Below are 12913 nucleotides of genomic sequence, written 5' to 3'. Positions count from 1 at the left end.
GGGTGCCTGCCATAGGCGGCCATCGACATCAGATCATGCACAAGATCGTCCGGCGTATCTTCGCACATCGAAATTTCCTCAAGGATAACGTTCTTTTCCTTCGCCAATTCCTCCGCATCCAGCCGCGAACGGAAGAACATGTCGGCCAGCACATCCACGGCGATGGGAAGATGCTCATCCAGCACTTTGGCGTAATAGCAGGTATATTCCTTGGAGGTAAAGGCATTGACATTCCCCCCGATGGAATCGAACCGCTCCGCAATCGCCTTGGCGTCGAACCGGTCCGTACCCTTGAACAGCATATGCTCGATAAAATGGGAAATCCCGTTGTTCTCCGGCGTCTCATTCCTGGAGCCTGTCTTTACCCAGATTCCGAAGGATACGGAGCGGCCGGTCGGGATTTTCTCCATGACTACTCGTAATCCGTTTGATAATACCATTTTTTCCACGTGAAAAATCCTCCTGCCCATAGCCCTTCGTTCGCCAATCCATTTAACCGGGCGCCTTATATCCTACCAGAAACGGCGGATTCACTCAACATCGCCAGGCAGCACGCGCTCCGGCGAGAGCGTCTGGCTGACCGTTCCGAGAACCAGCCCCTTGGCCTTGATCCCGCGAATCATTCCGCGCAACGCCCTGGATGACGATGAGGTGGGATGCATAAGCACAAGCGTACCCGGCCCCGCATTTGCCGTAATCTTGGCGACAACCGATTCCGGGGAAGGATGGCGCCAGTCCACCGTATCGACCGTCCACAGCACCGTCTTCAGCCCCAGCTCGCGGGCAATCTCCACCGTTTCCTGGTCGAAGTCGCCCGAAGGGGGGGCGAACCAGCGGTTGTCGACCCCAAGGCTCGACTTCAGCAGCGTCTTGGTCTTGTCGATCTCCATTGCCGCCCGCGCGCGGCTGAGCGTGCTCATATTGGGATGCGTATAGGCGTGATTCTCAAGCTCATGCCCGCGCTTCTTGATCTCCATAGCAAGCTCGCGGTTCTTGCTCAGCCAGCTGCCGTCCAGAAAAAACGTCGCCTTCACCTGCTCCTCGTCCAGTATATTCAGCATAGGCACGATGTACTCATTGCCCCAGGCGACATTGATCATCAGCGACATCATCGGCTTGGCGGGATTCCCCCGGTAGATGGGCTGGGCTCCGAGATCATCCAGCGAGACAGCCGGCGGAGTCTGTCTGTACACGTACTTGATCGCTGCACCCGCCGGCAGCAGAAGAGCGTCTCTGTACGTCGCTTCCACGTCGACATCCAGACCGTTATAGCCGGGAATCGCTTTCCATACGCGATCCACTCTGGCGTCCACCGGCGGGCTGGCAACCTGGGCCGCCTTGGTCTGAATCATGCTGAGCAGATCGCTCCTCTTATCGCCCAGCGGCTTCAGAGCAGCCAGTCCACCCGACGCCCGGAGCTGCCCCAGCATGCTCCTTACCGGCCCTGCGCTGCTGCCGATTCCGATTACTATGGTCATGCAGGCCAACACAATGGCCGCTTTCTCCAGTCTCATTGCAGCTTCCTCCCGTACGATCCGCCGTCATTCAATTTTGCCCAAGCGTTCACCCTTGAACCGTACAATAGCCAGGATCTGCTGTACGGCCCTTTGTCCCAGCTTATGAGACAAGAAGGCGCATTATACCTTGAAGCGAAACGGTTGAAGACGAACGTGAGCGCCCCGCAGGGCGCGGCAGGATCACGGGAGGGCCATGGCCTGCACAGCAAGCACAGCGAACTGTTTCAAGGGGAATTGCAACTCAAAAAAAGAGCCAGAATGAAAGCTCTGCCTCTTTTCGTCGTACCTTTCATAAGCGCCGCTGCGCTCCGGCTATATAACCCGGATGTTACGCCTTGGCTTCTGCGGTCAACACTGCCTTGCGCGACAGATTCACGCGGCCCTGCTGGTCGATCTCGGTCACTTTGACGGTGATGGTATCGCCGATAGCAACCACGTCTTCCACCTTGCCTACACGCTCCGTGGACAACTGCGAAATATGCACCAGACCGTCTTTACCCGGCAGAATTTCCACAAAAGCGCCGAACTTCTCAATCCGCTTGACGGTGCCGACATAAATTTCCCCGACCTCAACCTCGCGCACAATGCCTTCGATGATGGAACGCGCCTTTTGATTCATCTCTTCATTCGAGGACGCGATGAATACACGGCCGTCCTGCTCGATGTCGATTTTCACGCCGGTTTCTTCGATGATTTTGTTGATGATCTTGCCGCCTGCGCCGATAACGTCGCGGATTTTATCCGGATTAATCTGCATGATGATAATTTTGGGCGCGTATTGGGACAGGCTCTCTCTTGGTTTGGAGATAGCTTCCATCATTTTGCTCAAAATAAACATCCGGCCTTCCTTGGCCTGCTCCAGTGCTTCTTGCAGAATCTTACGGTCGATTCCGTCGATCTTGATGTCCATCTGGATCGCGGTTACGCCTTCCGCCGTACCTGCCACTTTGAAGTCCATATCGCCGAGATGATCTTCCATGCCCTGGATATCGGTCAGGATGGAGACATGCTCGCCGTCCTTGATCAGACCCATCGCCACGCCTGCAACCGGCGCTTTGATCGGCACGCCCGCATCCATCATCGCCAGGGTGCTTGCGCAAATGCTCGCCTGGGAAGTCGATCCGTTGGATTCCAGCACCTCAGATACCAAGCGGATCGTGTAAGGGAATTCGGTCTCGTTCGGAATAACCTTGGACAAGGCGCGTTCACCGAGCGCACCATGACCGATTTCGCGGCGGCCCGGCGCTCTCAGCGGACGGGCTTCTCCTACGCTGAACGGCGGGAAGTTATAGTGATGCATGAACCGTTTCGTTTCGGTCAAATCAATGCCGTCGAGAATTTGCACATCGCCGAGCGCTCCGAGCGTACATACGCTGAGCGCTTGCGTCTGGCCGCGGGTAAACAATCCCGAGCCATGCGTGCGCGGCAGCAGCGACGTATCGCAGTCGATCGGACGAATCTCATTCAGCTTACGGCCGTCCGGACGAACCTTGTCATGGGTAATGAGACGTCTGACTTCCTCCTTGACGATATCGTGCAGCACTTCCTTTACATCGCCAATCAGTTCAGGCGTTTCGATATATTTCTCCGTGAAATGCTCCACCGTCTCGTTGTTGACCGCGTCGATCGCGTCCTGGCGGGCATGCTTCTCGGCAATCTTGACCGCCTCCACCAGCCGCTCCTGCGCATAGGCGCGCACCTCGGAGTTCACTTCGGCGTTTACCGCATGCAGCTTCACGGTCATTTTTTCCTTGCCGGCGAGTTCTACCAGCTCTTCGATCTTCGCTACGATGCCGCGGATTTCTTCATGTCCGAACATGATCGCTTCGAGCATGATTTCCTCCGGCACTTCATTCGCTTCCGCTTCCACCATCATGATGGCGTCCTTCGTTCCGGCCACGACCAGATAAATGTCGCTTGCTTCCTGCTGGGCGATTGTCGGGTTGACGATAAACTGTCCATCAATGCGTCCCACCACCACACCGCCGATTGGACCGCTGAACGGCACATCGGAAATGCTCAGCGCCGCCGATGTTCCGATCATGGCCGCAATTTCCGGCGAGCAGTCCTGATCGACGCTCATGACCAGATTCAGCACTTGCACGTCGTTACGGAAGCCTTCGGGGAACAGCGGACGAATCGGACGGTCCGTCAGGCGGCTGGACAGAATCGCTTTTTCGCTCGGTCTGCCTTCCCGCTTGATGAAGCCCCCCGGAATTTTGCCGACCGCGTACAGGCGTTCCTCATAGTTCACGGTAAGCGGAAAAAAGTCAAGATCCTTCGGCTCGCTTGACGCCGTTACCGTACAGAGCACCGACGTATCGCCATAACGGACCATAACGCCGGCGTTGGCCTGCTTGGCAAGCCGGCCCGTCTCCAGCACCAGGGTTCTGCCCCCGAGCTGCATTTCTACATATTTTTCCATAAAGTCCCTCCTTGGATGACAGCAGACCCGCTCTACAGGCTATGGGCAGGTTCATCTGAATTTTGTCATAATTAAAACGCCGTATCCTTATGATAGGGCTATACGTACGTTCTCTATGCAATACAAGCAAAAACGGCTTGGCCTTTTTGGAAAAAAGGAAAAGGAGCCGTTTTTGACGTTCATATTATCCGGACGGTTGCTAAATTTTTCCCTAATTTTCAAAAAGCAACCCAGCTGTCCCGCTGACGCTTCTTGGAAGCACATACGGTAAACAACCAGGCTGCTTTAAGGGTAAACCTATGGATTATTAGCGACGCAATCCCAGTTTCTCGATCAATGCGCTGTAACGCTGCACGTCTTTGTTCTTCAAATACGCGAGCAGCTTACGGCGTTGACCTACCATCTTCAGCAATCCGCGGCGGGAATGATGATCCTTCTTGTGCGTACGCAAGTGGTCGGTCAGATTAACGATATTCTCCGTAAGGATAGCAATTTGCACCTCTGGAGATCCGGTATCGGATTCATGAGTCTTGTGCTCGTCGATCAGTTGGTGCTTGCGTTCTTGAGTCAATGCCATCCTGTTCACCTCCTTCAATATAATCGCCGTTGGCCTCGTCACCGTCGGTGACACTCGAATGACCAAGCCAAGGTTATGGATGCCAGCAACCCGGCAACGTTAACCAGTATAGCACTATAAAAGGCAAAAGTAAACGTTACGAATCCAGCAATATTCTCCCGGCTGTCCCCGCATCCTCGCGGATTTGCGAAATAAGCGATTCAACCGAATCGAATCTGCGCTCCGGACGGATGAAGGCGACAAGCTCCACCCTCATCTCCTGTCCATACAGATCGCCGGCGAAGTCCAGCAAATGAACCTCAAAAGTCGGCTCGGCAACGCCCTCGTGAAAGGTCGGCTTCACGCCTACATTCATAACTCCGGGCATGGTCTTTCCGTTATGAACGGCCCGGACGGCGTATACACCTTTGGCGGGGATGACATACCGGTCTTCAAGCTCCAGATTCGCGGTCGGAAATCCGATGGTGCGTCCCCGCTTTTCGCCGTGCGCCACCGTCCCCCGAAGATGGTAGCAGCGCCCGAACCAGGAATTGGCCAGCCCCATATCGCCGCTCTGAAGACCTTTGCGGATACCGGAGCTGCTGACCTTTACGCCATCCAGCAGGAACGGCGGCACGGTCTCCACCTTCATGCGGCCGCCTCCAAGCTGCCGCAGCATCTCGGCATCACCCTCGCCCATGTACCCGAAGCGAAAGTCGAAACCGACAATCGCCGTAGTGATGTGCAAAGGCAGCAGCATGACGGACACAAAGTCCCGGGGACTCACCCGGGAGAGTTCTTCATTGAATTCGATGACATAGAGAATATCGACACCCATATCGGCCAGCAGCTCCTGCTTGTCACGGGGCGGTGTCAAATATCCCTCGTAATCTCCTTTTCCCATAACGTCTTTTGGATGAGGGTAGAATGTGATGACGGACGAAGGCACACCCTCTCTCCGGGCTAAAGCCACGGCTGAGGAGATTACACTGGCATGCCCAAGATGCAGGCCATCGAATTGTCCCAGGGCGGCAACCTGGGGCTGGGCCCACTCCGCTGCCGTCCCTTGCAGCATCGGATAGGATAACGTTACGGTTCTCATGCTGTTCTCACCTGCACTTCACTTAATTAAGAAAAAAATTATGATAAAAGATAATCGAGAGGCTCACCGGCATAGCTGCAGCAGATTGTACGGCGCCCGTCCGTCAGACCTGTGCAAATACTTTCACGGGAGCGATCGAACCGGTCTCCTCGCGCTCATAGATGCCAAGGAAGCCGCCTTGAAGATCATACAGACGAATAGGACCTTCCACCTGAACTTCGGGCGCCACAAACCGGGCGGCCAGACGCTGCCCCTGAAGGGCGGCCGCCTTCTTCTCATCGGCCACATTATGGGCCGGCAGATGGGAAATGGCCTCATCGGCGGGAATAAGGTATTCCTGAAGAGTTCCGTCCGCCTTGCGCTCGCCGATTTCCTCAAGTGTGAGGCACCGATCGGCACGGATTCCCGCCGACATCGTACGCTCCAGCTTGACCATCACGCCGGGCAGCGACAGCGCGCGTCCGATATCGACGCAGAGCGTGCGGATATACGTGCCTTTGGAGCACAGGACGCGGAAGGTGATATCCGGAAATCTCCCGTTCCAGACCATCTCCGACATTTCAATTTCGTAAATTTCAACCTCGCGGCTCTTGCGCTCCACCGTCTTGCCTTCACGGGCCAGCTCATAAAGGCGCTTGCCGCCAACCTTGACCGCGGAATACATGGGCGGCGTCTGGGAAATGATTCCCTGGAACGAATCCAGCGTCCGTCTTACCTCTTCCTCGGTTACCCTTACGTCTTCCGCCGTTTCCGTAATGGTGCCGGTCAGGTCTTCCGTGTCGCTGGACAGGCCTAGCCGGAGTGTGGCGATATATTCTTTGGGGAGTTCCTGAATATACTCGACGATGCGTGTGGCCCGCCCAAGGCACAGCGGAAGAACTCCTGTAACCTGGGGGTCCAATGTGCCGGCATGCCCGATTCTTTTCATCCCGAGCATGCGCCGCGCCTTGGCTACAACGTCATGCGAGGTAAAGCCGGCGGGCTTGTACACAGCCAGAACGCCTTCAAGCTCACTCATAACAGCCGGTTGACCTCCTTAAGCACAAGCGAAACCGCTTCTTCGAGAGGCATGTCAAGCCGGGCTCCGGCAGCGCGGGTATGCCCTCCGCCGCCAAAAGCTTGTGCCAGAGCGGCTACGTCCACTTTGCCGGCGGAACGGAAGCTGACCTTGACCGCCTGGTCGTGGATGACCTTGAACAGCATCCCGACTTCAACGCCCTGGATATTTCGAGGATAATTGACAATCCCCTCCAGATCCTCGTTGGCCGCGCCGCAGTCTATCATATCCTGAGGCGTGACATAGACCCAGGCTATGTCGCCCTTAGGCGATAACTCCAGTCTGTTCAGCGCCTTGCTCAGCACCTTCACTTGCGCAAGGGACATCTCCTCCAGCAGCGTTTCCGCAAGCTCCGGTCCGTTCACCCCATGCGACAGCAGCTCGGAGGAAACCTCCATCACTTTGGGAGAAGTATTGGAATAACGGAAACCACCCGTATCGGTCAAAAGACCGGTATAGATGGCTGTCGCAATATCTGCATCCCAGGTGATGTCGAATTCTTTCAGCAGATCAAATAAAATCTCGGCGGTAGCCGCGGCGTCCGGCTTAATGAGCTGAACCGTGCCGTAGCCATTATTGGTCGGATGATGATCGATGTTCACAATAGACGCATTCGGCTCAAAATAGCGCTGTGTCTGGCCGACACGCTGAAAGTCGGCGCAATCGACACAAATGACATGGCTGAACTTGCGTTCCGGGGGATTTGCCGACATATCGACAATTTGCTCCGCTCTCCACAAATATTTCATGCGGGTCGGGATCGGCCCTTCGTTCAGCATCATGTATTTCTTGCCCAGACATGAGAGAAGCCAGCCCACCGCTAGGGTGGAGCTGACTGCATCTCCGTCCGGCTGAACATGCGACACTACAAGATAATCGTCGTGGTCCAGCAGAAACTGACGTGTCTGCCGGAGACTGTGTTCATAGCTCTGCATTCGCCGTCTCCTTTGGTTATTCCTGGCTCTCGTCCTGCTTGCCGATATCGCCAAGCAGCTTCTCGATCCGGCTGCCGTAGGCGACGGATTCGTCGAACTTGAAGATCAGTTCCGGAGTATGGCGAAGGCGGATCGCCTTGCCAAGCTCGGAACGGAGAAAGCCGTTGGCTTTTTCAATCGCCTTGAGCGACGCATTCTTCTGCTCATCGTCTCCGAATACGCTGAGGTACACCTTGGCCTGGGAAAGGTCATTGGTGACATCGACGCCGGTAACGGTGACAAATCCGATCCGGGGATCTTTAAGCTCTCCTTGAATCAGGCGGCTGAGTTCTTTCTTGATTTGTTCGCCGACGCGTCCGGCTCTGATTTTGGACATGTTTCATTCACCTCTTTAAGTTAGCGCTCCACGGATTCCATGATGAACGCTTCGATGATGTCGCCTTCTTTGAGATCGGTATAGCGTTCCAACGTAATGCCGCATTCATAGCCCTGCGCCACTTCTTTGGCATCATCCTTAAAGCGTTTCAAAGAGTCGATCTTGCCTTCAAATACGACGATGCCGCCACGGACCAGACGCGTCTCCGCATTGCGCGTGATTTTGCCGTCGATAACCATACAACCGGCAACGGCGCCCACTTTGCTGATTTTGAAGACGCTGCGAACTTCGGCATGGCCGATCACGTTCTCCTTGAAGATCGGGTCCAGCATCCCTTTCATCGCCTGCTCGATTTCCTCAATGACGTTGTAGATAATATTGTGCAGACGCACATCGACCTTCTCCTGCTCTGCGGCGGCCTTCGTCTGGGCATCCGGACGAACGTTGAAGCCGATGACAATCGCGTTGGAAGCAGCGGCCAGCGTAATATCGGATTCCGTAATTGCGCCCGCTCCGCTGTGGATAATCTTTACGCGCACGCCTTCCACTTCGATCTTGGCCAGGGAACCTTTAAGAGCTTCGACCGAACCTTGAACGTCCGCTTTGATAATGACGTTGAGGTCTTTGATCTCGCCGTCCTTGATATGCTTGAACAGGTCGTCCAGCGTAACGCGGCTGTTCGTGCTCAGCTCCGATTGACGCTGGGTAGTCGCCCGTATGTCGGCGATGTGACGCGCTTTTCGTTCGTCTTCGAACACCATGAACGGATCGCCCGCTTGCGGAACTTCCGTCAGACCGGTGATTTCAATCGGTGTGGAAGGTCCCGCTTCTTTCAGACGGCGTCCCTTGTCGCTGACCATAACCCGTACGCGCCCGAAGCAATTGCCCGCTACGAAGGCGTCGCCCACTTTCAGCGTTCCGTTCTGAACGAGGATGCGGGCTACCGGACCGCGGCTCTTATCGAGTTCGGCTTCGATTACGGTACCGCGCGCCCGTTTATCCGGGTTCGCCTTGTATTCATTCACCTCGGCGACGAGCAGAATCATCTCAAGCAGATCTTCGAGACCGATACGCTGTTTGGCGGACACATTGACGAAAATCGTGTCGCCGCCCCACTCTTCGGGAACAAGCTCATAGTTGGTAAGCTCCTGCTTTACTTTGTCCGGGTCCGCGCCCGGCTTGTCAATTTTGTTGACAGCCACGATGATCGGCAGTCCCGCCGCTTTGGCGTGATTGATCGCTTCCACGGTCTGCGGCATAACGCCGTCATCAGCCGCTACGACGATAATCGTAATATCCGTAACCTGTGCTCCGCGGGCACGCATCGCGGTGAACGCTTCGTGACCCGGAGTATCGAGGAATGTAATTTTCTTGTGGTTGATTTCGACCTGATAAGCGCCGATATGCTGCGTAATTCCGCCGGCTTCGCCGCCGGTGACATTCGTGGAACGAATGGCATCAAGCAGCGTCGTCTTGCCGTGGTCGACGTGACCCATAATGGTCACGACCGGAGGTCGGGACCGCAGGTCTTCGGGAGCATCGTTCTCTTCCACAGTTTCGAAACGATCTTCCTCTACCGGAATCTTCACTTCAACTTCAACACCGAATTCACCGGCAAGCAGCAGGATGGTATCGATATCCAGTTCCTGGTTGATCGTTGCCATCACACCCATCAGAATCAGCTTCTTGATGACTTCCGAAGCGTCCTTATGGAGCAGCTTTGCGGTCTCGCCCACTGTCATGTTGCCGCGAACGATAATTTTCTTTGGCGTATTGTCGATTTTCTCCCGGCGCTCCATCGGCTGGTTTCTGCCGCCGCGCTGATTTTTGCCGCCGCGTCCGTTATTCCGGAAATTGCCGCCTCTGCCGTCCTCGAACCGTTTCTGGTTGCCTCCTTGACGGTTCTTGGAATTCCGGGAGAAATCGCCGCCCTGGCCTTGTGGCCGGGCATCGCCTGGACGGGATGCTCCGCCCTGGCCCTGCGGACGGCTACCGCCGCCGAATCCGCCTTGGCGCTGGCCTCCGCCGCCTTGGCCTTGTGGACGGGCGTCACCTTGACGGGGAGCCCCGCCTTGGCCCTGCGGACGGGAACCTCCGCCCTGGCTTTGCGGACGAGGTGCTCCGCCCTGATTTTGCGGGCGAGGTGCTCCGCCCTGACTTTGCGGGCGAGGCGCTCCGCCTTGGCCCTGCGGACGTCCGCCTTGGCGAGATGCTCCGCCTTGGCCTTGCGGGCGCTGTCCGGAGCCGGTCTGGTTTCTGCGGGAATCCTGCCCGCTTTGAGGTCTTGACGACATTGTCGATGAGTTATTGTTTGGCTTGTTCATACCTACCTGCTTTTCCATTTGATTTTTGTTAACACTTTTCGCTTCCACTGTTGCCGTTGCCGCAGGAGCGGGACGGCTTCCGCCTCCGTTTTCCCTTTTGGCCGCGGCATTGGACTTGATATCCTTAAAGAACTGCTCCACCTTCGATACGGAGTCATTCTCCATAACGCTCATATGGTTGTTCACTGGAACGTTCAGACGTTTCAAAATGGTGATAATCTCTTTACTGCTCATATTAAGCGATTTGGCGTATTCGTAAACCCGCAGTTTGTCTTTGCCGTCTTGTTTAGTCAATGATTCCACCTCCGACATTATCTCCGAGCTGCTTGGAGATCATTTCCGCGAATCCTTTGTCCGTGACAGCCAGCACAACGCGACCATCCTTGCCGATCGAAGCACCCAGGCTGTCGCGGCTGAATCCGATCACCAGCGGAATATTGTAGGTTCCGCATTTGTCGCGGAATTTCTTCTGCGTATTGTCCGAAGCGTCCCCCGCCAAGAGAACCAGCTTCGCTTGCGCCGAACGGACCGCCTTCAGCACAATCTCTTCGCCGGTGACAATTTTGCCCGCGCGCATGGCAAGCCCCAAATTAGAGAGCGCCTTACTCATCTTCCGCAGCTTCCTTTGACGCGAGGAACTGCTCCTCCACGGACACGAAATCCCTGGCGAGCTGTTCATATATTTCCGGGCTTACCGGAACTTTGAGCGCGCGGTCCAGCGCCTTGGTCTTTTGAGCCAGTTTGAAGCATTCCAGCTTGCCGCAAATGTATGCTCCCCGGCCCGACTTCTTCCCGGTAAGATCGATCATCACTTCGCCATCAGGCGTTCTCACGATACGGATAAGCTCTTTCTTCGGCATCATTTCCTGACTGGCGACGCATTTGCGCAGCGGCACTTTTTTCTGCTTCATCTTCAGCCACCCGCCCCTCGTTGGTTAATCTATGGAGACAGAATCCTGATGCATTTCGTCGCTGGACGTTCTAGGTCTGCCGAATTCCTGCTCCGCCTGGCTTTCGCTCTTGATATCGATTTTCCATCCTGTCAGCTTGGCAGCGAGCCGAGCATTTTGGCCTTTGATGCCGATGGCCAGAGACAGTTGGTAGTCCGGAACGATGACCCGCGCCATTTTCTCGGCTTCGAACACTTGAACCTCCAGCACCTTGGAAGGGCTAAGCGCATTGGCTACATATTCTTCCACCGATTCGGAATAGCGCACAATGTCGATTTTCTCCCCGCGCAGCTCGGTGACGATCGTCTGTACGCGCATTCCTCTCGGACCTACGCAGGAGCCGACGGGATCGACTTCCGGATTGCGCGAAAACACCGCAATCTTGGAGCGGAAGCCCGCTTCACGGGCCACGGAACGAATCTCCACGACGCCGTCGAAGATTTCGGGAACCTCAAGCTCGAACAGACGCTTTAGCAGGCCGGGATGGCTGCGGGAGAGCAGAATTTGCGGCCCCTTGGTCGTATTCTCCACTTTGGTAATATAAGCCTTGATCCGTTCGCCATGCTTGAATTTCTCGCCGGGCATCAATTCGTTCAGCGGCAGCACCGCTTCGATTTTGCCAAGGTCAATGTATACGTTGCGCAGATCCTGGCGCTGCACGATTCCGGTGACGATATCCTCTTCCTTGTCGATAAAAGCGTTATAGATCAGTCCCCGCTCCGCTTCGCGGATGCGCTGGGTGACGACCTGCTTGGCGGTCTGGGCGGCGATACGGCCGAAATCACGCGGCGTAACCTCCTGCTCCGCAACATCCTCAAGCTGAAAATGCGGGTTCAGCTCCCGGGCCGCAGGCAGCGAGATTTCGGTGCGCGGGTCAAGCACTTCTTCCACGATCAGCTTGCGGGCATATACTTTAATTACGCCCGTGTTGCGGTTCATATCGACCCGAACATTTTGCGCGGCGTTGAAATTGCGTTTATAGCTGGAGATCAGCGCAGCCTCGATGGCCTCGAACAGCACATCCTTGCTGATGCCTTTCTCTCTCTCCAGTTCATTCATAGCTTCAATAAAATCCATACTCATGAAAAATCCGGTCCCCCTTTCAAAACCTAAAAAATAATGGCCAATCTCGCGCTGGCGACCTTGGCATACGGAACAGCATGCTGTTTTTTGCCCGCGGAGATGAGCATTTCCCCGCCCTCGAACGAGAGCAGCCGGCCTTCGAACTCCTTCAGTCCGTCGATCGGCTCATACGTCGTTACGAACACGTCCTTGCCGACCGCCTTTGCCACATCGTCGGCCTTCTTCAGCGGCCGTTCCGCTCCCGGAGAGGATACCTCCAGGAAGTAGGCGCCCGGAATAGGATCGTTCTCATCCAGCTTGGCGCTCAAGAATTCGCTGATGCTACCGCAATCATCGATGTCGATTCCGCCTTCCTTGTCCACGAATACGCGCAGAAAGTAATTGGAGCCTTCCTTTACATATTCCACGTCCACCAGTTCGAATCCATTGTCGTCAAGGTAAGGCTTCAGCATCACTTCTACCGTACCTTTAATTTTGGGTGTGCTCAAATAAAACTAACCTCCACGAACTTGTCTTTTGCTGTATACCAAAGATAAAGAGTGGGTTTCCCCACTCTTTACACAACGGACTTATCTCATTATTACCAAA

12 protein-coding genes and 1 pseudogene are annotated in these 12913 nt (G+C 55.3%); all 13 read right to left on the bottom strand.

The features are described from left to right. A partial coding sequence (locus L692_RS0107965; RefSeq protein WP_415752761.1) for a M16 family metallopeptidase occupies positions 1-440 on the bottom strand: 440 nt, incomplete at its 3' end. A gap of 90 nt (positions 441-530) precedes the next feature. Beyond that, positions 531-1514, bottom strand: coding sequence for a polysaccharide deacetylase family protein (locus L692_RS0107960; RefSeq protein ID WP_025698758.1), 984 nt, complete (start codon positions 1512-1514; stop codon positions 531-533). A gap of 331 nt (positions 1515-1845) precedes the next feature. Then, the gene (gene pnp, locus L692_RS0107955) at positions 1846-3942 is read right to left on the bottom strand and encodes a polyribonucleotide nucleotidyltransferase (RefSeq protein ID WP_025698756.1); all 2097 of its coding nucleotides are present in this window, start codon (positions 3940-3942) and stop codon (positions 1846-1848) included. Positions 3943-4249: 307 nt separating this feature from the next. Continuing rightward, complete coding sequence (rpsO, locus tag L692_RS0107950) at positions 4250-4519, bottom strand: 30S ribosomal protein S15 (protein ID WP_025690244.1); 270 nt, start codon at positions 4517-4519, stop codon at positions 4250-4252. Positions 4520-4655: 136 nt separating this feature from the next. Further along, positions 4656-5600 (bottom strand): bifunctional riboflavin kinase/FAD synthetase, encoded by a 945-nt coding sequence (locus L692_RS0107945; protein ID WP_025698754.1) that lies wholly within the window; start codon positions 5598-5600, stop codon positions 4656-4658. 103 nt (positions 5601-5703) lie between these two features. Continuing rightward, positions 5704-6618, bottom strand: a complete 915-nt coding sequence (gene truB, locus L692_RS0107940; RefSeq protein ID WP_025698752.1) for a tRNA pseudouridine(55) synthase TruB — start codon at positions 6616-6618, stop codon at positions 5704-5706. After that, entirely contained in the window at positions 6615-7592 is a 978-nt protein-coding gene (locus L692_RS0107935) for a DHH family phosphoesterase (RefSeq protein WP_025698750.1), read from the bottom strand. Before L692_RS0107935 ends, truB begins: the two co-directional genes overlap by 4 nt. 16 nt (positions 7593-7608) lie before the next feature. Beyond that, positions 7609-7968, bottom strand: a complete 360-nt coding sequence (rbfA, locus tag L692_RS0107930) for a 30S ribosome-binding factor RbfA (protein WP_025698749.1) — start codon at positions 7966-7968, stop codon at positions 7609-7611. 20 nt (positions 7969-7988) lie between these two features. Then, the gene (infB, locus tag L692_RS0107925) at positions 7989-10586 is read right to left on the bottom strand and encodes a translation initiation factor IF-2 (RefSeq protein ID WP_025698748.1); all 2598 of its coding nucleotides are present in this window, start codon (positions 10584-10586) and stop codon (positions 7989-7991) included. Between the two features lie 3 nt (positions 10587-10589). Further along, a pseudogene (locus tag L692_RS0107920) lies at positions 10590-10902 on the bottom strand (YlxQ family RNA-binding protein); the annotation flags it as partial. Beyond that, positions 10895-11203 (bottom strand): RNase P modulator RnpM, encoded by a 309-nt coding sequence (gene rnpM, locus L692_RS0107915; protein ID WP_025698745.1) that lies wholly within the window; start codon positions 11201-11203, stop codon positions 10895-10897. The gene rnpM and the pseudogene L692_RS0107920, both read right to left, overlap by 8 nt. Positions 11204-11227: 24 nt before the next feature. Beyond that, a complete protein-coding gene (nusA, locus tag L692_RS0107910) occupies positions 11228-12325 on the bottom strand; it encodes a transcription termination factor NusA (RefSeq protein ID WP_025698744.1) in 1098 nt (365 codons plus the stop codon). Between the two features lie 26 nt (positions 12326-12351). Next, on the bottom strand, positions 12352-12813 hold the full coding sequence (rimP, locus tag L692_RS0107905; RefSeq protein ID WP_025698742.1) for a ribosome maturation factor RimP: 462 nt from the start codon (positions 12811-12813) through the stop codon (positions 12352-12354). Positions 12814-12913 lie beyond the last annotated feature (100 nt).

The sequence above is a fragment of the Paenibacillus forsythiae T98 genome (assembly GCF_000520735.1).
Classification (GTDB): domain Bacteria; phylum Bacillota; class Bacilli; order Paenibacillales; family Paenibacillaceae; genus Paenibacillus_AQ; species Paenibacillus_AQ forsythiae.
The sequence above is the reverse complement of the archived record's forward strand: the minus strand, read 5'-3'. Positions and strand labels throughout refer to the sequence as shown.

Excerpts from the sequence above, each read along its gene's own strand:
- L692_RS0107960 (WP_025698758.1), bottom strand. The coding sequence starts at position 1,514 with ATGAGACTGGAGAAAGCGGCCATTGTGTTGGCCTGCATGACCATAGTA.
- pnp (WP_025698756.1), bottom strand. The coding sequence starts at position 3,942 with ATGGAAAAATATGTAGAAATGCAGCTCGGGGGCAGAACCCTGGTGCTG.
- rpsO (WP_025690244.1), bottom strand. The coding sequence starts at position 4,519 with ATGGCATTGACTCAAGAACGCAAGCACCAACTGATCGACGAGCACAAG.
- L692_RS0107945 (WP_025698754.1), bottom strand. The coding sequence starts at position 5,600 with ATGAGAACCGTAACGTTATCCTATCCGATGCTGCAAGGGACGGCAGCG.
- truB (WP_025698752.1), bottom strand. The coding sequence starts at position 6,618 with ATGAGTGAGCTTGAAGGCGTTCTGGCTGTGTACAAGCCCGCCGGCTTT.
- L692_RS0107935 (WP_025698750.1), bottom strand. The coding sequence starts at position 7,592 with ATGCAGAGCTATGAACACAGTCTCCGGCAGACACGTCAGTTTCTGCTG.
- rbfA (WP_025698749.1), bottom strand. The coding sequence starts at position 7,968 with ATGTCCAAAATCAGAGCCGGACGCGTCGGCGAACAAATCAAGAAAGAA.
- rnpM (WP_025698745.1), bottom strand. The coding sequence starts at position 11,203 with ATGAAGCAGAAAAAAGTGCCGCTGCGCAAATGCGTCGCCAGTCAGGAA.
- nusA (WP_025698744.1), bottom strand. The coding sequence starts at position 12,325 with ATGAGTATGGATTTTATTGAAGCTATGAATGAACTGGAGAGAGAGAAA.